Below are 22,224 nucleotides of genomic sequence, written 5' to 3'. Positions count from 1 at the left end.
CCCGTCCGCATGGACTCGCCCTATGCTGCTGCGACTGGTCGGCGGGCGATGCACGCTGCTCTTTGTCCGAGTCCACGGCGCCGATCGCAGCGGTTGCCCGATCCTGGTCCTCGCCAACCGTCTGCAGAAGGAACATCCCGCGTGAACGCGCTGTCCGAACAGATCCTTTCCGAATTGCGCCACCTGCTGAGCGAGATGAGCGACGGCGGCAGCGTCGGTCCGTCCGTCTACGACACGGCGCGAGCTCTGCAGTTCCACGGCAACGTCACCGGTCGGCAGGACGCATACGCGTGGCTCATCGCGCAGCAACAGGCCGATGGCGGATGGGGAAGCCCGGACTTCCCGCTGTTCCGCCATGCGCCCACGTGGGCGGCGTTGCTGGCGTTGCAGCGTGCCGATCCTGTTCCCGGCGCTGCCGACGCAGTCCAGGCTGCAACCCGGTTCCTCGAGCGCCAGCCCGATCCCTACGCGTATGCGGTGCCGGAAGACGCGCCGATCGGCGCGGAGCTGATCCTGCCGCAGTTGTGCGGCGAGGCCGCATCCTTGCTGGGCGGCGTGGCGTTTCCGCGCCACCCGGCGCTGTTGCCGTTGCGGCAAGCGTGCCTGGTCAAGCTGGGGGCGGTGGGGAGGTTGCCGAGCGGCCATCCGTTGCTGCACTCCTGGGAAGCCTGGGGGACGTCGCCGACCACCGCATGCCCGGATGACGACGGCAGCATCGGCATCAGTCCGGCGGCCACCGCCGCGTGGCGTGCGCGCGCCGTGACACAGGGGAGCACGCCGCAGGTCGGGTGCGCCGACGCGTATCTGCAGGCGGCATCGCGGGCGACGCGCAGCGGCATCGAAGGTGTCGTTCCCAACGTCTGGCCGATCAATGTGTTCGAGCCATGCTGGTCGCTGTACACCCTGCATCTGGCCGGGCTGTTCGCGCATCCCGCGCTCGCCGAGGCGGTGCAAGGGATCGTCGCAGAGCTCGACGCCCGGCTGGGCGTGCGGGGTCTGGGCCCGGCCTTGCACTTCGCGGCCGATGCGGACGACACCGCCGTTGCGTTGTGCGTCCTGCGCCTTGCAGGCCGCGACCCGGCGGTCGATGCGTTGCGCCATTTCGAAATCGGCGAGCTGTTCGTCACCTTCCCCGGCGAGCGCAATGCCTCGGTGTCGACCAACATCCATGCCCTGCATGCGTTGCGACTGTTGGGAAAGCCCACCGCCGGCACCAGCGTCTACGTCGAGGCCAATCGCAACCCGCACGGTCTATGGGACAACGAAAAATGGCACGTTTCGTGGCTTTATCCTACCGCGCATGCGGTCGCTGCGCTGGCGCAAGGCAAGCCCCAGTGGCACGACGAGCGCGCGCTGGCGGCGCTGCTGCAGGCGCAGCGCGACGACGGCGGCTGGGGCGCCGGTCGCGCGTCCACATTCGAGGAAACCGCCTATGCGCTGTTCGCGTTGCACGCGTTGGACGGGAGCGAAGAGCTGACAGGGCGCCGGCGCACCGCGCAGGCGGTGGCGCGTGCGCTGGAGTGGATGCTCGCCCGCCACGCCGCGCATGCATTGCCGCAGACGCCGCTGTGGATCGGCAAGGAACTGTATTGCCCCACCCGGGTGGTGCGCGTGGCCGAACTCGCCGGGTTGTGGCTGGCGCTTTGTTGGGGGCGGCGCGTCCTAGTCGAGGGAGCAGGAGCGGCGGCATGATCCAGACCGAACGCGCGCTGCAGCAGGTGCTGGAGTGGGGACGTTCCCTGACCGGGTTCGCCGACGAGCATGCCGTGGAAGCGGTCAGGGGCGGCCAGTACATCATGCAGTGCATCCACCCGGGCCTGCGCGACACCAGCGCCCGCACCGGCCGCGATCCGCAGGACGAAACGCTGATCGTGGCGTTCTATCGCGAACTGGCGCTGCTGTTCTGGCTCGACGATTGCAACGACCTTGGCCTGATCGCGCCGGAGCAGCTCGCGGCGGTGGAGCAGGCGCTGGGGCAGGGCGTGCCGTGCGCGCTTCCCGGATTCGATGGCTGCGCTGTGCTGCGCGCTTCGCTGGCCGCGCTCGCCTACGATCGTCGCGACTATGCTCAGCTTCTCGACGATACCCGGTGCTACTGCGCGGCGCTGCGCGCCGGACACGCGCAGGCGGCAGGGGCGGAACGCTGGTCCTACGCCGAGTACCTGCACAACGGCATCGATTCGATCGCCTACACGAACGTGTTCTGTTGCCTGTCGTTGCTGTGGGGGCTGGACATGGCGACCTTGCGCGCGCGTCCGGCATTTCGCCAGGTCCTGCGGCTCATCTCCGCGATAGGGCGCCTGCAGAACGATCTGCATGGACGCGACAAAGACAGGTCGGCTAGCGAGGCCGACAACGCGGCGATCCTGCTGCTGCAGCGCTATCCGGCTATGCCTGTGGTGGAGTTCCTCAACGACGAGCTGGCCGGCCATACGCGCATGCTGCACCGGGTGATGGCGGAAGAACGCTTTCCCGCGCCCTGGGGACCGTTGATCGAGGCCATGGCGGCCATCCGCGCGCAGTACTACCAGACCTCGACCAGCCGCTACCGCAGCGACGCTGCGGGGGGAGGCGGCGGCGTGCGCGCGCTGCCGTCGGTCCGATCCGACGCAACGCCGTCGCCCGATGCGACGGATGGAGCGAGCATGAGCGACACCGCCCTGAGCCGGCGCAAGGACGACCATCTGGACATCGTGCTGGATCGGCGAACGGCGCCGGCCACGGTCGCCGCCGGCTGGGAGTACATCCGTTTCGAACACTGCGCATTGCCCGATTTGGACCTGACGCAGATCGACCTGCGCGCCTCGCTGCTGGGCAAGACCATGCGCGCGCCGCTGCTGATCAGCTCCATGACCGGCGGCATGCCACGCGCCGAGGTCATCAACCGGCATCTGAGCGAGGCAGCGCAAGCCTTGGGGATCGCCATGTGCGTCGGTTCGCAGCGCGTGAGCCTGCAATCCCGCAACTCCCAGGGGCTGACGCGCGCGCTGCGCCGCCTAGCCCCAGACATTCCCTTGCTGGCCAATATCGGCGCCGCGCAACTGCGCGAGGCCGACGGCCTGGACCTGGCGCGCCGGGCGGTGGATGCGCTGGAGGCCGATGGTCTCATCGTCCACCTCAATCCGCTGCAGGAAGCGGTACAGCCGGAAGGCGACCGCGACTGGCGCGGCGTCCTGGCGCAGATCGCTCGCGCCGCGCGCAGGGTGGGCGTGCCGATCGTGGCCAAGGAAGTGGGGTCGGGCCTGTCCGCCTCGGTGGCCTGTGCGCTCGTCGAGGCGGGCGTGGCGGTGATCGATGCCGCCGGCGCCGGCGGCACCAGTTGGGCCGCGGTGGAGGGCGAGCGCGCCCGCGATGCAGCGGACCGTGCAGTGGCGATGGCGTTCGCCGATTGGGGGATTCCGACCCCGGCCAGCGTGCAGGCGGTACGTCGGGCGCTGCCAACGGTGAAGCTGATCGCGTCGGGCGGGATCCGCGACGGCGTTGACGTGGCCAAGGCTATCCGCCTGGGCGCGGACATCGTCGGGCAGGCGGCCGGCGTGCTGCGCGCGGCTACGGTATCCACCGAGGCGGTTGTCGCGCATTTCGAGATCGTCATCCGCCAGTTGGCCGTCGCCTGCTTCTGCACCGGCTCGGCTGATCTGGCGGCGTTGCGTCAGGCGCGCTTGGTGCCTTCGGCGCATCTGCCCGCCGGTTGATGCCGGGGTCGCGTCTCTTTCGCATTCATAGGGCCACCGTCGGGCGCATCGGCGCTGAGGTTAAACTAGCCATTCGCTGAAGTGGCGGTGGCCATGGCAGCTGTTCTCGGAGGAACGCCGTTCGATGTGCTGCGCTAAAGCCTGGGAGATCCTCGAATGAACAATGATCTCTTTGCATATCATTATCTTCATGTATGATACGCGAACAGATCATTAAAGATTTGAGTTGCTCGTTGGGTGAGATACCTTTCAGTATCATCGGGCATTGGAATGGATCGTATAAGTATCATGGTGGAGTCTGAATCGGAAATTCTGCGCGAAATCGGTGGGCTTTTCAGCCAGGCGAGGCTGGCGGCTGCCATGACGCAGGAGCAGGTCGCTGATTTGGCGGGTATATCCCGTCCCCGCTATCGCGACATCGAAAAGGGAGCCGCAGCGGCGCGTGCGACGACGCTCATAAATGTCGCTCGCGCGCTCGGTCTGGAAATGATGCTGGTTCCGCAAGTCATGGTGCCGGCTGTCCGGGCTCTATTGCGTCCGCATGATGACGATCGCCCCGCCTTTGTTCCTCAACCTGACGATGACGATCATGGCTCCAGTCTTTCGCGCACCTAAGACGACCCAGTCCCTGGACGTGCTCTTGAACGCACTGAAGATCGGCACAATCGTTAGGACGCCGGGCGATTTCAATGCATTCAACTTCGATGAGGCCTACCGCGCGACGGGCGGCTTTCCGGTTGTCAGCCTGTCGTTCCGGGCAGCGACGGGAGGATTGCGGAAAGATCCGAAGCCTCTGGCGGGCGCCTTACCCGCTTTTTTCGCGAACCTTCTGCCGGAAGAGAAGTTGCGCGAGGCGATGGAAAAGCACCATGAAGGCAATGTGCGGCCAGGCAATGATTTCGATCTCTTAGCGGCGCTGGGCGCCGATCTGCCGGGAGCCGTACGGGCGTTGCCCAGTGACGGCGCGATTGCGGTTTCGCAGGATGCTTCAAAGGATAAGCCCAAGGCACGGTTCTCACTTGCCGGCGTGCAGATGAAGCTGTCGGTCATGAAGAACACTGGAAAAGGCGGCGGCCTGACCTTGCCGATGGACGACGAGCAAGGCCGGTACATCGCCAAGTTCCCTTCGACGGCGTTTCCAGGCGTTTCCGAAAATGGATTCGCCAACCTGGCGCTGGCGGCAGCAATCGGCATGGAGGTGCCCGAATGCGAACTGGTCGAGAAGTCCGATTTTGAGGGCGTTCCCGAAGAATTCAACACGCTGTCGGTGGGCAAGGTCCTTCTCGTCAAACGTTTCGATCGCGGCGCCGATGGCGATAGGATTCACATTGAGGATTTTGCTCAGGTCTTCGGTGTCTATCCCTCGCGCAAATACAAGGGCGCTGCTTACCATGACATAGCCTCGGCCCTTGGCGTGGCCGTCTCGACAACGGCGGCTCTCGAATTCGTCCGCCGCCTGGTGCTGACGGTCATCACCGGCAATGGCGACATGCACCTGAAGAACTGGTCTTTGATTTATCCCGGTAACGGCGACAAGCCGGTGCTTGCACCAACCTACGATGTTTTGTCGACCGTGCCATATATTCCCGCCGACGCCATGGCGCTTTCGCTTGGAGGGGAGCGCTCGTTCAAGGCGCTAGCAGCACCGCGATGGAAGGCATTTGCGAACCGCGCAAGGCTTCCGGAGCCGGCAGTCCTGAAGGCAGTGGTCGAGACCGTCGAACTCGTCAATGAGCACTGGTGGCATCTGCCTGAGCGCGACGTTGTCGCGGCGAAAGTGCTTGAGCGGATTGACGAACATGTCAAGGCGATGACGCCGATACTGAACTCCTGCGCCGATAAGTGAGCCGCGTCGCCTTGGGTTGGTGAAATGGCGGAATTGTCGCCCGTGGCTCCGGATGGATGCCGTGGATCGATGGTATGCCAGCGGCGCGCAGATTCCGCGCAGGTTCGATGAGGACACGCGAGACCAAGCACGTCAGCTCGCCGGAACAGAAGACTTCGCAGCATCCCCGCAATTAACGCTAGGGTCGAGATGATGTTCGCCCACCTCACCACAACGATGCGGTTCGAACGAATGCGGTGACTGAGGATCGCGATCCGACGCTTTGTGTCGCCATTGTCGGGTCCGCTACACGGCTTGTTCCGCCGATCCTTTCTTTGGCCTCAAGCTAAATCCCTGAAAAGCAACCATGAAAACTTCTTCGGTTCGATCAGCCAAATTGGCACGAGTCTTGAAATCCTTGGGTGCGAGGCGGCGACAGCTGCCCGACGGCATTCATGTCGCGGCAGCCGCGATGAATGGAACGAAGGAAGGAAAGCTACATGTCAGGTTTGCGTCAGATCGCCTTTTACGGCAAGGGCGGCATCGGCAAGTCCACCACCTCTCAAAATACGCTCGCCGCCCTCGTCGATCTCGGGCAGAGAATCCTCATCGTCGGCTGCGACCCCAAAGCCGACTCCACCCGCCTGATCCTGAACGCGAAGGCGCAGGATACGGTCCTGCACCTCGCGGCCGAGGAAGGTTCGGTGGAAGACCTGGAACTCGCGGACGTGCTCAAGGTCGGCTACAAAGGCATTAAATGCGTGGAGTCGGGCGGTCCCGAGCCGGGTGTCGGCTGCGCCGGCCGCGGCGTAATCACCTCGATCAACTTCCTCGAGGAGAACGGCGCCTACGACGATGTCGACTATGTCTCCTACGACGTGCTCGGGGACGTGGTGTGTGGCGGTTTCGCGATGCCGATCCGCGAGAACAAGGCCCAGGAAATCTATATCGTCATGTCCGGCGAGATGATGGCGCTCTATGCCGCCAACAACATCGCCAAGGGCATCCTGAAATACGCCCATTCGGGCGGCGTGCGGCTCGGCGGCCTGATCTGCAACGAGCGCCAAACCGATCGCGAGCTCGACCTCGCCGAAGCGCTGGCTTCCAGGCTCAATTCCAAGCTTATCCACTTCGTGCCGCGCGACAACATCGTCCAGCACGCCGAACTCAGGAAGATGTCTGTCATTCAATATGCGCCGGACTCCAAGCAGGCCGGGGAATACCGGGCGTTGGCCGAGAAGATCCATGCCAATTCGGGCCAGGGCACCATCCCCACCCCTATCACCATGGAGGAGCTCGAGGACATGCTGCTCGACTTCGGCATCATGAAGACTGACGAGCAGATGCTTGCCGAGCTTCAGGTCAAGGAAGCGGCCAAGGCGGTCGCACAGTAACGACCGCTGCCGAACGAGGCGCGGCCTTGACCTGGCGCGCCTTTCAAAGAACGGCGCCTCGTTGGTGAGGCGTCACCCTGAACCTTGAAAGGGGTCCCATGAGCCTGGAATACGAGAATGACGGCGCCCTCCATGCGAAGCTTATCGAGGAGGTGCTGTCGCAATATCCTGACAAGGCGGCGAAGCGCCGCAAAAAGCACCTGAGCGTCGCAAAGAGCGGCGACGAGGCTGGCGAGGAAAGCGAGGTCCTTTCCGAATGCGAGGTCAAATCGAACATCAAGTCCATTCCGGGCGTGATGACGATTCGCGGCTGCGCCTATGCCGGCTCGAAAGGCGTGGTGTGGGGTCCAGTCAAGGATATGGTCCATATCTCGCACGGCCCGGTCGGCTGCGGGCAATATTCCTGGTCGCAACGCCGCAACTACTACGTTGGCACGACGGGCATCGACACGTTCGTGACAATGCAGTTCACCTCCGATTTCCAGGAGAGGGACATTGTTTTCGGCGGCGACAAGAAGCTGGAACAGGTCATCGACGAGATCGAGGAACTGTTTCCGCTGAACAAGGGCGTCACCGTGCAATCCGAATGTCCGATTGGCCTGATTGGCGACGACACCGAAGCTGTGTCCCGCAACAAGGCCAAGGAGCACGAAAAGACGATCGTGCCGGTGCGCTGCGAGGGCTTCCGCGGCGTCTCGCAATCGCTCGGCCACCACATCGCCAACGATGCGATCCGCGACTGGGTGTTCGAGAAGAAGGACATCGAGTTCGAGGCCAGCCCGTACGATGTCAATGTGATCGGCGACTACAACATCGGCGGCGACGCCTGGGCTTCGCGCATCCTGCTCGAGGAGATGGGCCTGCGCGTGGTCGGCAACTGGTCGGGCGACGCTACGCTGGCCGAAATAGAGCGCGCGCCGAAGGCCAAGCTCAATCTCATCCATTGCTACAGGTCGATGAACTACATCTGCCGGCACATGGAGGAAAAGTATGGCATCGACTGGATGGAGTATAATTTCTTCGGCCCCTCCCAGACCGAAGCCTCTCTGCGCAAGATAGCCAAGCATTTCGGGCCGGAAATCGAGGCCAAGGCCGAGGCGGTCATCGCCAAATACCGGCCGTTGGTCGATGCCGTCATCGCTAAATACCGGCCGCGCCTCGAAGGCAGGACGGTGATGCTCTATGTCGGCGGGCTGCGCCCCCGTCACGTCGTCACGGCATATGAGGATCTGGGCATGGTGATCGTCGGCACTGGCTATGAATTTGGCCATAACGACGACTATCAGCGTACCGGCCATTACGTGAAGAAGGGCACGCTGATCTATGACGACGTGACTGGTTACGAGCTGGAGAAGTTCATCGAGGGGATCCGTCCTGATCTCGTTGGCTCCGGCATCAAAGAAAAGTACCCGGTCCAGAAGATGGGCATACCGTTCCGTCAAATGCATTCCTGGGATTATTCCGGCCCATACCACGGCTACGACGGCTTCGCCATCTTCGCCCGCGACATGGATCTGGCCATCAACAACCCGGTCTGGAACCTCTACGACGCCCCCTGGAAGAAAGAAGCCGAGCCGTCGGCGGCGATCGCAGCCGAATGAAAACCTGGCCTCCCGGAAGCCGGGAGGCCGTTGAACGCCTGTGGCCCTTTGTCCGCGGGAGACCTGAAACGTTTCGACGTCCCTGTGCCGCCGTATAGCGAGCCAGATGGAGAAGAGGTAACCACCCATGCCGCAGTCGGCTGAAAAAGTTCTCGACCACGCGCCGCTGTTCCGCGAGCCGGAATATAGGCAAATGCTCGCCGAGAAGAGGCTGAATTTCGAATGTCCGCACCCGGACCAGGTCGTTACCGACCAACGCGAATTCACCAAGACGTGGGAATACCGCGAAAAGAACCTCGCTCGCGAAGCGCTTGTCGTGAACCCCGCCAAGGCCTGCCAGCCGCTCGGCGCGGTGTTCGCGGCCGCGGGCTTCGAGCGAACCATGTCCTTCGTCCACGGCAGCCAGGGCTGCGTGGCCTATTACCGCTCGCACCTGTCGCGCCATTTCAAGGAGCCTGCTTCGGCAGTTTCCTCCTCGATGACCGAGGACGCGGCAGTGTTTGGTGGCCTGAAGAACATGGTCGACGGGCTCGCCAACACGTACCAACTTTACGACCCGAAGATGATCGCCGTCTCGACCACTTGCATGGCGGAGGTCATCGGCGACGACCTGCACAGCTTCATCGAGAACGCCAAGGACGAAGGCTCGGTCCCGCGCGACTTCGACGTGCCCTTCGCCCACACGCCGGCCTTTGTCGGCAGCCATGTCGACGGCTATGACGTTGCGGTCAAGGGCATTTTGGAGCATTTCTGGAAGGGCGAGGAGCGAACGGAAGCCGAGGGAACTATCAACATCATTCCGGGCTTCGACGGCTTCTGTGTCGGCAACAATCGGGAAGTCAAACGCCTGCTCGATCTGATAGGCGTGTCCTATACCTTCATCCAAGACGCCTCTGACCAGTTCGACACGCCGTCGGACGGCGAATACCGCATGTACGACGGCGGCACAAAGATCGAAGACGTGAGGAAGGCACTCAACGCCGAGGCGACACTTTCGCTACAGCATTACAACACCCGAAAAACACTGGAGTATTGCGAGGGGGTAGGGCAGGCGACTGCCTCGTTCCATTACCCGCTCGGAGTCCAGGCCACCGACGACTTCCTGATGGAGGTCTCCGCGATCTCAGGCAAGCAAATCCCCGAGGCAATCCGCCTGGAGCGCGGCCGACTTGTTGACGCCATGGCGGACAGCCAATCCTGGCTGCACGGGAAGAAATACGCCATCTACGGCGATCCTGACTTTGTCTACGCCATGGCCCGCTTCATCATGGAGACGGGCGGCGAGCCGACCCATTGCCTCGCCACCAACGGCACCTCGGCATGGGAAGCCGAGTTGAAGGAACTGCTTGCATCCTCGCCCTTCGGCAAGGACGCTCAAGTCTGGGCGGGCAAGGACCTCTGGGCGATGCGCTCGCTGCTCTTCACCGAGCCGGTGGACCTGCTGATCGGCAATTCCTATGGCAAGTATCTGGAGCGGGACACCGGCACGCCGCTGATCCGGCTGACGTTTCCGATCTTCGACCGCCATCATCACCATCGGTTTGCGCTTATGGGCTACCAAGGCGGGTTGCGCGTCCTAACGACGATCCTCGACAAGATCTTCGACAAGCTCGATCGCGAGACAAGCGAGACAGGCGTGACGGACTATTCGTATGACCTCACCCGCTAAGAGTGGGAGCCGGCTCTTCGGTGAGGCCGGTCGTCTTCCCCATGGACTTTGGAGATCGACGCAATGTCCTCGTTCAGTGCCAAGATCCAGGATGTCTTCAACGAGCCCGCCTGCGAGCAGAACCGCGGCAAGGACGCCAAGACGCGCAAGGAGGGCTGTTCGAAGCCGCTGACCCCCGGGGCGGCTGCCGGCGGTTGCGCCTTCGACGGCGCCAAGATCGTGCTGCAGCCGATCACCGACGTCGCGCACCTGATCCATGCGCCGCTCGCCTGTGAGGGCAATTCCTGGGACAACCGCGGTGCGGCTTCGTCCGGGCCAACGCTTTGGCGCACGAGCTTCACGACCGACCTCACCGAACTCGACGTGGTGATGGGGCAGGGCGAGCGCAAGCTTTTCAAAGCGATCCGCGAGATCAAGGAAGCGTATGGGCCGCCGGCGATCTTCGTCTATCCGACCTGTGTTACGGCGCTGATCGGCGACGACATCAACGCCGTCTGCAAGCGCGCGGCGGAAAAGTTCGGCCTTCCAGTCGTGCCGGTCAATGCGCCGGGCTTCGTCGGCTCCAAAAATCTCGGCAACAAGCTTGCCGGCGAGGCGCTGCTTGATCATGTCATCGGCACGGTGGAGCCCGACGATGCCGGCCCTTACGACATCAATGTCCTTGGCGAGTTCAACCTCTCGGGCGAATTCTGGCTGGTGAAGCCGCTCCTTGATAGGCTCGGCATCCGGGTGCGCGCCTGTATTCCGGGCGACGCGCGTTACCTCGACATTGCTTCCGCGCACCGCGCCGGGGCGGCTATGATGGTGTGCTCGACCGCGCTCATCAATCTCGCCCGCAAGATGGAGCAGCGCTGGGACATCCCGTTTTTCGAGGGCTCCTTCTACGGCATCACCGACACCTCGGAAGCGCTCCGACAGATCTCTCAGTTGCTCGTAAAGAAGGGTGCCGATCCGGAGATCCTGGGCCGCACCGAGGCATTGATTGCAGAGCAGGAGGCGATCGCCTGGAAGAAGCTCGCGGCCTACCGGCCGAGGCTCGAAGGCAAGCGCGTGCTGCTCAACACCGGCGGTGTCAAGTCCTGGTCGGTCGTCCATGCGCTGATGGAGATCGGCATTGAGATCGTCGGCACCTCTGTCAAGAAGTCGACTGTCCAAGACAAGGAGCGCATCAAGCAGATCCTCAAGGACGACAACCACATATTCGAGCAGATGGCGCCGCGCGAGCTTTACGCCATGCTCTCAGAACAGAAGGCCGATATCATGCTGTCGGGCGGGCGCACGCAATTCATCGCGCTGAAGGCCAAGACACCCTGGCTCGATATCAACCAGGAGCGCCAACACCCTTACGCCGGCTATGACGGCATGGTGGAACTCGTACGCCAGATCGACCTCGCCATTCATAACCCGATCTGGCGCCAGGTGCGGGAGCCGGCACCATGGGATTGCCAGTGTGCGGTGAGGGAGGAACTGCCGCGCACGAAAAAGGAGACCACGACCTTGCATGTTGTCCAGGAATTCACCGGCACGACGGCCGACGATTTCGGCGAGTGTTGAGGAAACGATGGTCCGCATCCTTCCCCAGACCAAAGCGGCGGCGATCAATCCGCTGAAGTCGTCGCAGCCGCTCGGTGCCGCCTTCGCCTTCCTTGGTGTGGACGGCGCAATGCCGTTGTTCCACGGCAGCCAAGGCTGCACCAGCTTCGCGCTCGTGCTCTTCGTGCGGCACTTCAAGGAAGCCATCCCCTTGCAGACCACGGCGATGGACGAGGTGGCGACGATCCTCGGCGGTGCAGACCATCTGGAAGAGGCGATCCTCAACCTCAAGGCCCGCACAAAGCCAACGCTGATCGGGGTCTGCACGACGGCGCTGGTGGAAACCCGGGGCGAAGACTGCGCAGGAGACATCGCCAATATCAGGCTGAAGCGCAGGGAAGAACTCGCGGGTACGGAGGTGGTGCTAGCCAACACACCGGATTTCGACGGTGCGATAGAAGAGGGTTGGGCCAAGGCGGTCACCGCGATGATCGAAAGGATTACGCGGCCTGGCGAGCAGGCGCGGCAGTCGAAGAAGATCGTGATCCTGCCTGGCTGGAACCTCACTGTGGCTGATATCGAGCATTTGCGTGAGATGGTTGAAAGCTTCGGACTGAAGCCCGTGATTCTGCCGGACGTCTCCGGCTCGCTCGACGGGACGGTGCCCGACCGCTGGGTCACGACCACCTATGGCGGCACCAGTGTCGAGGATATCCGTGAACTTGGCACGGCCGAGCAATGCATCGTCATCGGTGAGCATATGCGCCGCCCGGCCGAGCTGCTCCAGAGGTTGACCGGCGTGCCTTACGTGCTGTTCCGGTCGCTGACTGGATTGAAGGACGCCGACAGGTTCGTCTCGCTTCTCTCTGCGGTTTCGGGCGCGGGGGCGCCGGCTGGGGTGCGCCGTCGCCGGGCGCAGTTGCAAGACGCCTTGCTCGACGGACATTTCCACTTTGGAGGCAAGAAAATTGCGATCGCTGCTGAACCAGACCAACTCTACCAACTCGCGAGCTTCTTCATCGGAATGGGCTCCGAAATCACCGCGGCGGTCACCACGACCGCTATGTCGAAAATTTTGGAGGAAGTACCGGCGCAGTCGGTTCAGATCGGCGATCTCGGCGATTTGGAAGCTCTTGGCGCCGACGCTGATCTTCTCGTCACCCATTCCCATGGCTACCAGGCGGCGCAGCGCCTCGGCATTCCGCTCATGCGGGTCGGCTTCCCGATCTTCGATCGGCTCGGCAGCCAGCACAAGCTCACAATCCTCTACCAGGGGACCCGCGACCTGGTTTTCGAGGTTGCCAATATTTTCCAGTCTAACTGGCAGGCGCCGACACCTGAAGAACTTGATCCCCTCCGCAAGCGAGAAACGCCAGATGGCCCCCGTCCGCCGCCTCTCGCTCGTCACTGACGAGGTTCACGCACTGAGACCGGAACGCCAAGCCGGCGCATTGCGCGTGGCGATCGCCACGCAGGACATGAAGAACCTCAACGCCCATTTCGGTTCGGCCAGGCGCTTTGCTGTCTACGACGTGGGACGCGAGGAGTGGAAACTCGTTGAAGCCGTAGCCTTCGATGACGTTTCCGACGAGAGCGGGAAGCATCGGACTGAGGGCGACGACCGCATCACCCCGAAGGTGGAGGCGCTGAAGGGCTGTCATCTCCTGTTTTGCCTGGCGATCGGAGGGCCTTCGGCAGCCAAGGTTGTTTCGGCAAAAATTCATCCGATCAAAGTGCCGCACCCCCAAACCATCCAGGAGGTGCTGTTGCGCACGCAGATGATGCTCAGGACGTGTCCTCCCCCTTGGCTGCGCAAGGTGCTGACGCAGGCAGGTGTCGCTGAACACAAACCGTCCTTCGAGGACGAGGACTGAAATGAGGAGTTGGCGAAATGTCTGACGCCGTGGTTAGCCCTGATGTCGCCGAAGACGAGGCGGCCCTTGCCACACCGTTCGTGAAATGTCTCGTGCGGCTGGTCCGGGCTCATGATTCGCACGGGTCTTGGGAAGGCAAATCGGACGCCGAGCTGCTGGGCGACTTCATCATCACCAGGGAACAGCGCCGTGCGATCCCGATCATCGGCGATCCCGATCCGGACGTGCTGTGGAGGCTCGAGATGTTTTACACCGCCGTCGGGCTTGCGATCGAGGAGCGCTGCGGCCTCATGGCATCGCCGATGATGGAGATGAGCCATGAGGGCTTCGGGCGCGTGCTTTTCACGGCCGGGCGGTTGGTCGTTCTGTCGAAGACCCTGCGCGACGTCCACCGGTTCGGCTTCGAGACGTTCCTGAAACTGGCCGCGGCCGGTACCAAACTGGCCGGCGATGCGACCGCAGCCATTGAGGTTCATCCCGAGGTGGCGCGGGCGTGATGGAACTGATTTTCGATCAAGGGGATCATGTCAGGCCTTGAGGACATGCGATGGCCAGCCCTCTCAATCGAGGCTGTCGAGGCCGATGTGGTTCTTGGGGTAGCGCTGATGAAGCCACTGGTCCTGATCTGTTCGCAGGATCCGGAGTTCTATCTGGTCCACAGCCACATTCTGGAGGTGGACGGCTTCACGATTCAACTGGCCGGCGGCGTGGAGGAGGCGCTTGCATTGGCCAGTGAACGGGAGCCGAAGGCCGTGGTGCTGGACTGCCAGCCAACAAGCGCGACAGGCTCCACAATCTGCGCCCGGTTCAAGGGGGAGCCCCGGACCGGCGGCCTGCCCGTAATTGCGCTGATCGCGCCCGGCGCCGAGAACCAGCACCTGGATCTCTTGAAGGCTGGTATTGACGAGAGCTTTATGCGGCCCTTCGCGCCGGCCAAGCTGCTCGACTGTCTACGAACGAAGCTGGCGCTGCCGAAGCCGGGTTCAAACGGGATTGAAAACGGCGGATGGATCTCCTGTGGCGACCTTGAGATAAGGCTCGATGCCCACCGGGTTCGGGGCAATGGCCACGAAGTCCACCTTGGGCCGATCGAGTTCAACCTGCTGCGGCTTTTGCTTGAGACTCCCGGCAAGGTCTTCACCAGAGACGAGCTGATCAGCGCGGCCTGGCCGCCCAATATCCATGTCGGTGTACGCACCGTGGATGTCCATATCAGCCGGCTCAGAAGGGCTCTGAAGGCGGCCTCCCCCTCCAGCGTCATTCGTACCGTCAGGTCGGCCGGCTACTCGCTCGAGTGGCCGGACGGCTGAATAGCGAACGGATGTAGTGCCACCCCCCATCTCCGTCGTGCTGAGGGCAAATCTTGCGGCTCGAAACGCGCCTACAGGTACGACATATTCAGAAAGAAGCAGTCAAATGGCTTTCAGAAGTGTACTCAGTGTGACGGGAGCTGACCACTCCGATCAGGATGTCAGGACAGCTGCCAGCTTGTGTGCCGAAGTCGGCGCGTATCTTTCCGTACTGGTGATGTCGCCTCCGCCGCTCATTATGCCTTCTCCGCTGCTCGGCGATGGCATCCCCGAGTGGCCTGGGCAACGCGCACAGGCCATCGCCAGACTGGACAAACGGTTTAGGCAGATCGAGAGATTTTCACAGGACATGGCCAGACTGGAAAAAACATCCAGGGAAATTCAGACACTGCTGAGAGCCACGTGGCTTTGCTATGACGTCGATACCGACTACTGCGATGAGGCCATCATCGGTGAGGTGGTGCGAAGACGGGCGCTCTGCGCCGACCTGACAATCGTCGGACCCTCGCTTCTCAACGACGATAGGCTCGGACCTTTTGCTATCAACGGCAGCTTGTTCGATACGGGAAAGCCGGTGCTTTTCGTCCCAAAGGGCGCTGAGGCGACCCTGTCGCCGCGGCGCGTGCTGGTCGGCTGGGATTCGCGAGTCGAGGCGTCCCGCGCGGTTCGCGAAGCGCTGGATCTCCTATGCGGTGCTGAGGACGTTCGTGTCACGCTGGTCGATCCGGAGGCGACATGCAACAGAAACGGCGCCGATCCCGGAGCCGACATCGCTGCCTATCTCACTCGGCACGGTGCCCGGGTGTCGGTTGACCGGCTGCCGAGCGCCGGCAAACCGGCGGCCACGGTGCTCGCGCAGCACGCAATCGACATGTCTGCCGACATGATCGTCATGGGCGCTTATGGCAATCGTCGGCTGCGCGAGCGGCTCTTCGGCGGCGTGACGAGATGGATAGTTGGCAAGCCGCCATTGCCGCTGTTTTTGGCTCGCTGACGGGTTCTGAAGCAGCACCGACGCTGTTCGAAACTCTACTCACTGGGTCACTATCCTGATGCCAAGTCGGAGAAGGATCGCGGCAAACGTGCAAGCTTCGCGAGCTTCTCGGAGCCAATCTGCACGCGCCGTCGCCGAGTACATCCCGGACGTCTGTTTGATAGCGCGCGTTCGCGGGGCTGCTCGCTTGAGTTAATCCGTGTGCGGAGACCAACGGCTGGACAGAGGTATTGGCACTCCTCAATACAGTCAACACCAGGGCTTCGCAGGTCGGCGTCAGGTCAAGAAAGAGAGTCGTTTCAGCGCGGCAGGCCGAGTTCGGACCCGTAGCGGCATCGCATGGGCGCTATCCCGATCTCCTCAACTTTGGCCGGGAGCTGAACAACGCGATGACCGTGCCGTGGCCGAGGCCCTCAACTGCGAGTCGGGACGGTCGGGCTCTTGCCGGAGTCGGCGGGAATTGATGGCATCAATCACGTTGTCATCGCCTGGGATGGTAGCCGGGTTAGCAGCGAGAACGGCCGCGTCTTCAGTGTTTTCTGTCTGCCCGGCCAATCGCGTGGCGACCGAGCGGCCTTGAGGCTGGTCAAAATTCCGACAACGCTCACATTCGCACCAGGCGGTCCCTGCAGCGCCTGAGCACAGGGAACATAGAAAATATCGGCAGAAAGCAGGAACCCCGGAGAGCTCACCAGCCGCACATGCCGGCACTCATCCTGGCGCCACGATCATAATCGTCGAGCTGACGACGGTGGTATTGGCGAGCCGAAGCTGGACCGGCTTCGTCGTGAAAAAATTTCCAACCAGCCAGGAATTCAATCGCAAGACGGGCGAGGGGGCACAGGCCGCGCTCGGATGGAGCAGCCCTTTGCAATCGCAAATGGCGAGATCCGCTGCCGCCTGAGGGCCGGAACGGCAAGACGCTCAAGCCGGTGGCGTGAAGCGGACGATGATGACGGGCCTGGCGGCAGCCAACGCAGTCATGATGTCCATCTGCTCGGTCCCGTCCCTCGGCCCGAATACATGTGTAGTCATCCGTGGCCAGGCTTTCGTGCCGGCCCGAAGCGCCAAAGGCGTGTCCAAAACCAGACAGCGGCAGGAAAACATGTCGACTTCAATACAAACGGCCAGCTTGGCTTGGAGCTTTTCTAAGCCATTAATGCGCTTACTGCCCGCTGAGCGTGCTGGCACGGCCTTTGCGAAGTGTGATGCGGCAACACTGAGTGAAGGCTGGTTGCACGCAGACGCGCGTGACTCTCCTTTGCTTGAACCCGTGTGCCCCTTCCTGAGGGGGAAACAAGCTCGCGCATAAAGTCGCGCAGCCTTTGGCAATAGTTTTGGAGAGCAACATGGTATTGCAGATGGAGTCACCGGCTCCTTCGATCCAAGTGGAGAACTGGCTGCGTGGCGAGCCCCTCACGAACTTCCAACCCGGCAAAGTATATATCGTCGAATTTTGGGCAACTTGGTGCGGACCATGTGTGGCGGCGATGCCCCATCTGGTGCAGCTCCAGGAGAAATACAAGGACAGCGGACTTGAGGTCGTCGGTGTCGCGGCCAGTGAAGATGCTCCAACGGCCGTCGAGGCCCAAACCAAGTTGGACGCGTGGTTGACCGAAAAGTGCTCGAATCTGAACTTTCGGATCGGGTTCGACTCCACAGGCGAAATGAAAAAGCTTTGGATGGAGCCCAGCTTTTCTTTCTGGATTCCGACCAGTTTCGTGGTCGACCGAGACGGCCACATCGCCTTCATCGGTGATCCGGGGCAACTCGATGAGGTTTTGCCGAAAGTCCTTAACGGCAGCTGGCGCACCAGCGATGAAGCGAAAGCCGCCGATAAGGAGCGTATCGCCGAAAGCGAACCCATAGCGCGCGAACAAGCGTTGACGAAGCCGATCAATGCTAGATTTCGGGCGGCTGTGAAGACAGAGGATTGGAAGACGGCGCGCTCGGCAATCGAAGAGGGCATTGCCTTGTTGCCGGACAACCTCAATTTCCGCCTGGCTCATGCGAATCTGGTGCTTCACAAAATGCACGACATGTGGACCGGCTTGCCCCTCATGCACCAATTGGTTCGCGACGCGATCGACAGAAACTCCGAGGACTGGATGATCGCGGCGCTAGAGCAACTCTTCCAGCCGAACTATGATCATTCGCGCTTTCCATCTGCTGAGCGCTTCGCGATGGGCAAGGAGCTGTCCGAACACATCCTGGCACTCAATCCCCCGCAAGGCGACAGCCCAAAGTTCTGGTCTTATCCGGCGGTCGCTCGTTACTATCATGAGAGCGGCAACAAAAATCGCGCGATCGAGTTGGTCGAGCTGGCACTGAAGTCGCTGGACGGTCCGGAGCCTATCCCTGACGAACTGAAGGAGCACCTTCTACCGGAGTTGCTACAGGCCTTGGCCAACTACAAGGATGAGAAGGTTTGTCACGGCGCTCTCTGCGCGGCACCGCAAAAGAATTTTTTGCCGAAGGTGTCAAAGCGCCGCCCGTAAAAGGGGGTGACGGTTGGAATGTATACTGTCCAATTCGTCCATTTCGCTGGCGCGGCCGCAGCAAGTCGGTTCCATGCAGCACAGTGTGGATCGCTTGCAGCGGGTTCGAGGCTCCAATCTTGCGATCACCTCCGGCCGCATCACGGCGGAAGCGATGCTCGACGCGAATTCCGGCCGGGGTGGAAGACCTCGCACTCGAGGACGCGTTCAAGGTCGGCCACTGGGACATCCATTGCGTGGAATCGGCCGCCCCGAGCCGGGCGCCGGCTGCGCAAGTCTGCCCGAAGTAGGCGTCCCCGAAAACAGACATCGTGCTTCGAGGAAGAGGACTGAGATGAGGAGAAGGCGAAATGTCTGATGCCGCGGTCAGCCGGGCTATCAACGAGGACGAGGCGGCCCTTGCCATGCCTTCTGTCAGATGCCTCGTGCGGCTGATCCGTGCTCAAGACTCCTACGGCTCGTGGGAAAGGCAAATCGGACCCCACGCTGCTGGCCGACTTCACCGTCACCAGAAAACAGCGCCGTGCGATCCCTGTCATCGGAGATCCCGATCCGGACGTGCTGTGGAGGCTCGACATGTTTTACACCGCCGTGGGGCTTGCGATCGAGGAGCGCTCTGGCCTGGTGACACCGCCAATGATTGAGATGAAACCCATGGGGGCTTCGGACGATTGCTTTTTACGGCCGGGCGGTTGGTCGCTCTGTCGAGACATCCACCGGTTCAGCTTCGAGACGTTCAGGAAGCTCGCGGAGGCCGGTACGAAACTGGTCGACGATGCGACTGCAGCCATTGAAGCCTATCCCGACGTGGCACGGGCGTGAAGAAACCGATTTCGAGGAAGGATTTATGTCAAAGCTAGATGAGATGAGGAAGAAAGTCCGAAAGCTTCAGCTGCGCGCGGCAATTGCCAAGATGAAATTGAGCGACCTCGTAGAGAAGCTCCCGGGAAAATGGACGGAGATAGTGGAAGTTGCCGAGGAAGCGTCGGCCGTTTTTGCCGAGTTGGATAGTGCCAGGAGAGAGCTCGCTGCAATGAAGAAGTCACGATGACGAGCACATTCACCACTCGCGACGGCTCCGGATGGGTGCCGGAATATCTCACCGCTATAGACGGCACGACGTGCATCGGCTGCGGCCGCTGTTTCAAGGTCTGCTCGCGCGAGGTCATGCATCTTTACGGCGTCGATGACGCGGGTGAAATCCTCGGCGCCTGCGACGGTGAAGACGACGATTTCGACGGCGAGCTCAATCGCATGATCATGGTCGTCGACCATGCCGGCCGCTGCATTGGCTGCGGAGCCTGCGGCCGCGTCTGCCCGAAGAACTGCCAGACCCATGTTGCGGCCGACCAGGTCGCAGCATGAGCTGAGAAGACAAAACCAGGAGAACGGCGTTGCCCTTTAGAATGTTTTGTCGCGTCCTGGGGCTGGTGCTGTGCAGCACCGCACTGACTGTCTACTTCGCTTCTCATTCCATAGCCACAGTAGTCGTCACGACGCTGACTTGTTCGCTCCTCCTTCAGCTGGCGTATTTCGCAAGCGTGCTCTTTCTGATCTGGCGGTCTGGCTGCGTTAGCCGAGCTGGCCAAAGGGCTGAGCATTTCGACAGTTGGAAGGAAGTTGGATCCGAGCCACCAGACCTTGATGAGGTGACGAATGAATCCGCAGATTTGCTCCAGCGCGATCAAATGCTGGCCATATCGCTGCTGCTGCCTTGAGGGGCCTTGACAAGGTCAGTGCTTAGGCTAACGCCACTTTCGATGAACCACGGACATTGGGCTGATCATTCAACAACAGGTGTGCTTGACTTGGGCGGAGGTGACCGCATCCCGGGACGTCTAATGGCGCGAGATGCAGCTATTTGGGTTCCGTAGGCATGAGAGCCGTCGCAGCACGCCGGGATGCGGGCTGCTTCGTCTCCGTGCGAGGCGCTGGAAATGATGATGAGGCTCTTCTGCAACATCTCATAACGCAGCTGTCGTCAAATCAAACACGCCTCTTGGACTGACTGGGTGCATAGCTCATTCAACGCGATCATGTGTTGCTGAGAAGACATGCTGGAAAGGTTCGAACGCTATCCGCTCACATTCGGACCCACGCCCATCGAGAAGCTCGACCGCCTCGCCAAGCATCTGGGGGGCAAGGTGGAAATCTACGCCAAACGCGAGGACTGCAACTCCGGTCTCGCGTTCGGCGGAAACAAGCTGCGCAAGCTCGAATACATCATCCCCGACGCGATCGCGTCAAACGCTGATACGCTCGTCACCATCGGGGGTGTGCAATCCAACCCCACGCGGATGGTCGCCGCGGTCGCCGCCAAGATCGGCATGAAATTTCTCCTGGTCCAGGAGAGCTGGGTACCACATGAGGACGCCGTCTACGACCGGATCGGCAACATTCTCTTAAGCCGCATAATGGGAGCAGAGGTGCACCTGGTCGTCCAGGGCTTTGACATCGGCATCCGCCGCAGTTGGGAACAAGCGCTCGATGAGGTCAAATCAAGGGGCGGCAGGCCTTACGCGATTCCGGCGGGGGCCTCAGTTCACAAATATGGCGGCCTTGGGTACGTCGGGTTCGCGGAGGAGGTGCGCGCCTAGGAGAAACAGCTTGGATTTGCCATCGACTACATCATCGTTTGCACGGTCACGGGCTCGACGCATGCCGGCATGGTCGTCGGATTTGCCAAGGACGGTCGGCAGCGCAACGTGATCGGTATCGATGCCTCCGCCACCCCCGCCCAGACCAAGCGCAGGTGCTAAGTATTGCCCGGGACACTGCGAAGCTCGTCAAGCTTGCACGGAAATCGTCCAGGATGACGTGGTGTTGCTCGATGGGTACGCGTCTCCCTGTTTACGGCCTTCCGTCCGGGGAAACCAAGGAGGCCATCCGCCTGTGTGCGCGGCTCGAGGGTATAATTACCGATCCCGTCTACGAGGGCAAATCGATGCAAGGGATGATCGACCTCGTCCAGAAAGGTTGATGGCGCGTACATGAATAGCCGCACTGCACATGATCGAGCCTCGCGCCGACCGGCCACAGGCGATCACGCTCGGCGCCGACAAAGCCTACGACGCGGAAGACTTCGTCAATGAGCTACGCTCGATGAGGGCGACGCCGCACGTGGCGCAGAACATGAGCGGCCGCAGTTCCGCGACCGACGGGCGAACCACCCGGCATAGCGGCTATGTTGTCAGCCAGCGCATCAGGAAGCGCATCGAAGAGGCATTCGGTTGGATCAAGGTCGTGGCGGGCCAGCACAAGACTAGGTTCCGCGGCCGCGACCGTGTCGGATGGGCCTTCACCTTCGCAGCCGCGCCCTACAATCTGGTGCGACTGCCAAAGCTCATGGCGGAGACCGGCTGATGGCCAAGGTTCCCGGCTTCGCCAAGGCCTTTCCCGGCCGCTGGCGCATCGTCGAGATGGATGTTTGGGATAACGACTTCCTCGATCTCGTTGAGGAAGCGCATCTGACATTCAAGGGTTCGGCGGATGGCGAGATCGCCTTCGGCGCACTCAAGGGCTTCCTCGATGTCCGATATGGCACCCGCGATGGCTCAGCCTGCGCGGAGTTCTCGTGGGAGGGGCATGAAGAGAACGACCCAGCCTGTGGCCGCGGCCGGGTTGTCTTTGGCACTGCAGGCCGCCTTGTCGGCCGCATCTACATCCACAACGCCGACGATTCAGGCTTCGTTTGCGAAAGAGCCTGACTTCTTCAACAGCCTGCTAGTCTAGTTTCCGTCCACAAACGCCAAATCATTGATCTTATTGCTTAAATCGTAATTTTGCGAAGGCAAGGCCCGGCGGTTTCAGGTACACTTTGGTCTCATGCCA

21 protein-coding genes and 3 pseudogenes are annotated in these 22,224 nt (G+C 61.7%); all 24 read left to right on the top strand.

Going from position 1 to position 22,224, the window contains the following annotated elements; genetic code table 11:
• Positions 1–22: 22 nt before the first annotated feature.
• Positions 23–145 (top strand): hypothetical protein, encoded by a 123-nt coding sequence (locus NKH71_RS03570; RefSeq protein ID WP_352894451.1) that lies wholly within the window; start codon positions 23–25, stop codon positions 143–145.
• The gene (locus tag NKH71_RS03565) at positions 142–1,692 is read left to right on the top strand and encodes a hypothetical protein (protein ID WP_352894450.1); all 1,551 of its coding nucleotides are present in this window, start codon (positions 142–144) and stop codon (positions 1,690–1,692) included. Before NKH71_RS03570 ends, NKH71_RS03565 begins: the two co-directional genes overlap by 4 nt.
• Positions 1,689–2,573 (top strand): annotated as a pseudogene (locus NKH71_RS03560) (terpene synthase family protein); the annotation flags it as partial. The gene NKH71_RS03565 and the pseudogene NKH71_RS03560, both read left to right, overlap by 4 nt.
• A 72-nt stretch (positions 2,574–2,645) precedes the next feature.
• Complete coding sequence (fni, locus tag NKH71_RS03555; RefSeq protein WP_352894666.1) at positions 2,646–3,695, top strand: type 2 isopentenyl-diphosphate Delta-isomerase; 1,050 nt, start codon at positions 2,646–2,648, stop codon at positions 3,693–3,695.
• A 288-nt stretch (positions 3,696–3,983) separates the two neighbouring features.
• Positions 3,984–4,310, top strand: coding sequence for a helix-turn-helix domain-containing protein (locus NKH71_RS03550; RefSeq protein ID WP_502900338.1), 327 nt, complete (start codon positions 3,984–3,986; stop codon positions 4,308–4,310).
• Positions 4,285–5,541 (top strand): type II toxin-antitoxin system HipA family toxin, encoded by a 1,257-nt coding sequence (locus NKH71_RS03545; protein WP_352894663.1) that lies wholly within the window; start codon positions 4,285–4,287, stop codon positions 5,539–5,541. The genes NKH71_RS03550 and NKH71_RS03545 overlap by 26 nt, the downstream gene beginning before the upstream one ends.
• Before the next feature lie 479 nt (positions 5,542–6,020).
• Positions 6,021–6,914: a nitrogenase iron protein gene (gene nifH, locus NKH71_RS03540; protein ID WP_352894447.1), complete on the top strand. Its 894-nt coding sequence runs from the start codon at positions 6,021–6,023 to the stop codon at positions 6,912–6,914.
• A 98-nt stretch (positions 6,915–7,012) separates the two neighbouring features.
• Complete coding sequence (gene nifD / locus NKH71_RS03535) at positions 7,013–8,515, top strand: nitrogenase molybdenum-iron protein alpha chain (RefSeq protein WP_352894445.1); 1,503 nt, start codon at positions 7,013–7,015, stop codon at positions 8,513–8,515.
• Between the two features lie 127 nt (positions 8,516–8,642).
• Positions 8,643–10,184, top strand: coding sequence for a nitrogenase molybdenum-iron protein subunit beta (gene nifK, locus NKH71_RS03530; RefSeq protein WP_352894443.1), 1,542 nt, complete (start codon positions 8,643–8,645; stop codon positions 10,182–10,184).
• Positions 10,185–10,247: 63 nt separating this feature from the next.
• Positions 10,248–11,738 carry a nitrogenase iron-molybdenum cofactor biosynthesis protein NifE gene (gene nifE / locus NKH71_RS03525; protein WP_352894442.1) on the top strand — a complete coding sequence of 497 codons (1,491 nt, stop codon included), beginning with the start codon at positions 10,248–10,250 and terminating at the stop codon, positions 11,736–11,738.
• A 7-nt stretch (positions 11,739–11,745) separates the two neighbouring features.
• Positions 11,746–13,128, top strand: a complete 1,383-nt coding sequence (nifN, locus tag NKH71_RS03520) for a nitrogenase iron-molybdenum cofactor biosynthesis protein NifN (RefSeq protein WP_352894440.1) — start codon at positions 11,746–11,748, stop codon at positions 13,126–13,128.
• The gene (gene nifX / locus NKH71_RS03515) at positions 13,094–13,591 is read left to right on the top strand and encodes a nitrogen fixation protein NifX (RefSeq protein WP_352894437.1); all 498 of its coding nucleotides are present in this window, start codon (positions 13,094–13,096) and stop codon (positions 13,589–13,591) included. Before nifN ends, nifX begins: the two co-directional genes overlap by 35 nt.
• Positions 13,592–13,608: 17 nt before the next feature.
• Entirely contained in the window at positions 13,609–14,088 is a 480-nt protein-coding gene (locus NKH71_RS03510) for a NifX-associated nitrogen fixation protein (protein ID WP_352894434.1), read from the top strand.
• 108 nt (positions 14,089–14,196) lie between these two features.
• Entirely contained in the window at positions 14,197–14,901 is a 705-nt protein-coding gene (locus NKH71_RS03505) for a response regulator transcription factor (protein WP_502900337.1), read from the top strand.
• 106 nt (positions 14,902–15,007) lie between these two features.
• On the top strand, positions 15,008–15,895 hold the full coding sequence (locus NKH71_RS03500) for a universal stress protein (RefSeq protein ID WP_352894662.1): 888 nt from the start codon (positions 15,008–15,010) through the stop codon (positions 15,893–15,895).
• Between the two features lie 727 nt (positions 15,896–16,622).
• On the top strand, positions 16,623–16,799 hold the full coding sequence (locus NKH71_RS03495) for a hypothetical protein (RefSeq protein ID WP_352894660.1): 177 nt from the start codon (positions 16,623–16,625) through the stop codon (positions 16,797–16,799).
• 445 nt (positions 16,800–17,244) lie between these two features.
• Positions 17,245–18,393 carry a TlpA disulfide reductase family protein gene (locus NKH71_RS03490; protein WP_352894430.1) on the top strand — a complete coding sequence of 383 codons (1,149 nt, stop codon included), beginning with the start codon at positions 17,245–17,247 and terminating at the stop codon, positions 18,391–18,393.
• Between the two features lie 438 nt (positions 18,394–18,831).
• Entirely contained in the window at positions 18,832–19,215 is a 384-nt protein-coding gene (locus NKH71_RS03485) for a DUF269 domain-containing protein (RefSeq protein ID WP_352894427.1), read from the top strand.
• A gap of 25 nt (positions 19,216–19,240) precedes the next feature.
• Positions 19,241–19,444 carry a CCE_0567 family metalloprotein gene (locus NKH71_RS03480; protein ID WP_352850828.1) on the top strand — a complete coding sequence of 68 codons (204 nt, stop codon included), beginning with the start codon at positions 19,241–19,243 and terminating at the stop codon, positions 19,442–19,444.
• Positions 19,441–19,758 carry a ferredoxin III, nif-specific gene (gene fdxB, locus NKH71_RS03475; protein WP_023722647.1) on the top strand — a complete coding sequence of 106 codons (318 nt, stop codon included), beginning with the start codon at positions 19,441–19,443 and terminating at the stop codon, positions 19,756–19,758. Before NKH71_RS03480 ends, fdxB begins: the two co-directional genes overlap by 4 nt.
• A gap of 41 nt (positions 19,759–19,799) precedes the next feature.
• Positions 19,800–20,111, top strand: a complete 312-nt coding sequence (locus NKH71_RS03470; RefSeq protein WP_352894658.1) for an exopolysaccharide production repressor protein — start codon at positions 19,800–19,802, stop codon at positions 20,109–20,111.
• A gap of 336 nt (positions 20,112–20,447) precedes the next feature.
• Positions 20,448–21,370 (top strand): annotated as a pseudogene (locus tag NKH71_RS03465) (1-aminocyclopropane-1-carboxylate deaminase); the annotation flags it as partial.
• A 17-nt stretch (positions 21,371–21,387) separates the two neighbouring features.
• Positions 21,388–21,756: pseudogene (locus NKH71_RS03460) on the top strand (transposase); the annotation flags it as partial.
• Positions 21,756–22,100 (top strand): hypothetical protein, encoded by a 345-nt coding sequence (locus tag NKH71_RS03455; protein WP_352894424.1) that lies wholly within the window; start codon positions 21,756–21,758, stop codon positions 22,098–22,100. The pseudogene NKH71_RS03460 and the gene NKH71_RS03455, both read left to right, overlap by 1 nt.
• Positions 22,101–22,224 lie beyond the last annotated feature (124 nt).

Source organism: Mesorhizobium sp. M0983, assembly GCF_040318975.1.
Taxonomy (GTDB): Bacteria; Pseudomonadota; Alphaproteobacteria; order Rhizobiales; family Rhizobiaceae; genus Mesorhizobium.
The sequence above is the reverse complement of the archived record's forward strand: the minus strand, read 5'-3'. Positions and strand labels throughout refer to the sequence as shown.

Bases quoted from the DNA above. Each gene is read 5' to 3' on its own strand.
- NKH71_RS03570 (WP_352894451.1), top strand. From the start codon at position 23: ATGCTGCTGCGACTGGTCGGCGGGCGATGCACGCTGCTCTTTGTCCGA.
- fni (WP_352894666.1), top strand. From the start codon at position 2,646: ATGAGCGACACCGCCCTGAGCCGGCGCAAGGACGACCATCTGGACATC.
- NKH71_RS03550 (WP_502900338.1), top strand. From the start codon at position 3,984: ATGGTGGAGTCTGAATCGGAAATTCTGCGCGAAATCGGTGGGCTTTTC.
- NKH71_RS03545 (WP_352894663.1), top strand. From the start codon at position 4,285: ATGGCTCCAGTCTTTCGCGCACCTAAGACGACCCAGTCCCTGGACGTG.
- nifH (WP_352894447.1), top strand. From the start codon at position 6,021: ATGTCAGGTTTGCGTCAGATCGCCTTTTACGGCAAGGGCGGCATCGGC.
- nifD (WP_352894445.1), top strand. From the start codon at position 7,013: ATGAGCCTGGAATACGAGAATGACGGCGCCCTCCATGCGAAGCTTATC.
- nifK (WP_352894443.1), top strand. From the start codon at position 8,643: ATGCCGCAGTCGGCTGAAAAAGTTCTCGACCACGCGCCGCTGTTCCGC.
- nifE (WP_352894442.1), top strand. From the start codon at position 10,248: ATGTCCTCGTTCAGTGCCAAGATCCAGGATGTCTTCAACGAGCCCGCC.
- nifN (WP_352894440.1), top strand. From the start codon at position 11,746: ATGGTCCGCATCCTTCCCCAGACCAAAGCGGCGGCGATCAATCCGCTG.
- nifX (WP_352894437.1), top strand. From the start codon at position 13,094: ATGGCCCCCGTCCGCCGCCTCTCGCTCGTCACTGACGAGGTTCACGCA.
- NKH71_RS03510 (WP_352894434.1), top strand. From the start codon at position 13,609: ATGTCTGACGCCGTGGTTAGCCCTGATGTCGCCGAAGACGAGGCGGCC.
- NKH71_RS03505 (WP_502900337.1), top strand. From the start codon at position 14,197: ATGAAGCCACTGGTCCTGATCTGTTCGCAGGATCCGGAGTTCTATCTG.
- NKH71_RS03500 (WP_352894662.1), top strand. From the start codon at position 15,008: ATGGCTTTCAGAAGTGTACTCAGTGTGACGGGAGCTGACCACTCCGAT.
- NKH71_RS03490 (WP_352894430.1), top strand. From the start codon at position 17,245: ATGGTATTGCAGATGGAGTCACCGGCTCCTTCGATCCAAGTGGAGAAC.
- NKH71_RS03480 (WP_352850828.1), top strand. From the start codon at position 19,241: ATGTCAAAGCTAGATGAGATGAGGAAGAAAGTCCGAAAGCTTCAGCTG.
- fdxB (WP_023722647.1), top strand. From the start codon at position 19,441: ATGACGAGCACATTCACCACTCGCGACGGCTCCGGATGGGTGCCGGAA.
- NKH71_RS03470 (WP_352894658.1), top strand. From the start codon at position 19,800: ATGTTTTGTCGCGTCCTGGGGCTGGTGCTGTGCAGCACCGCACTGACT.
- NKH71_RS03455 (WP_352894424.1), top strand. From the start codon at position 21,756: ATGGCCAAGGTTCCCGGCTTCGCCAAGGCCTTTCCCGGCCGCTGGCGC.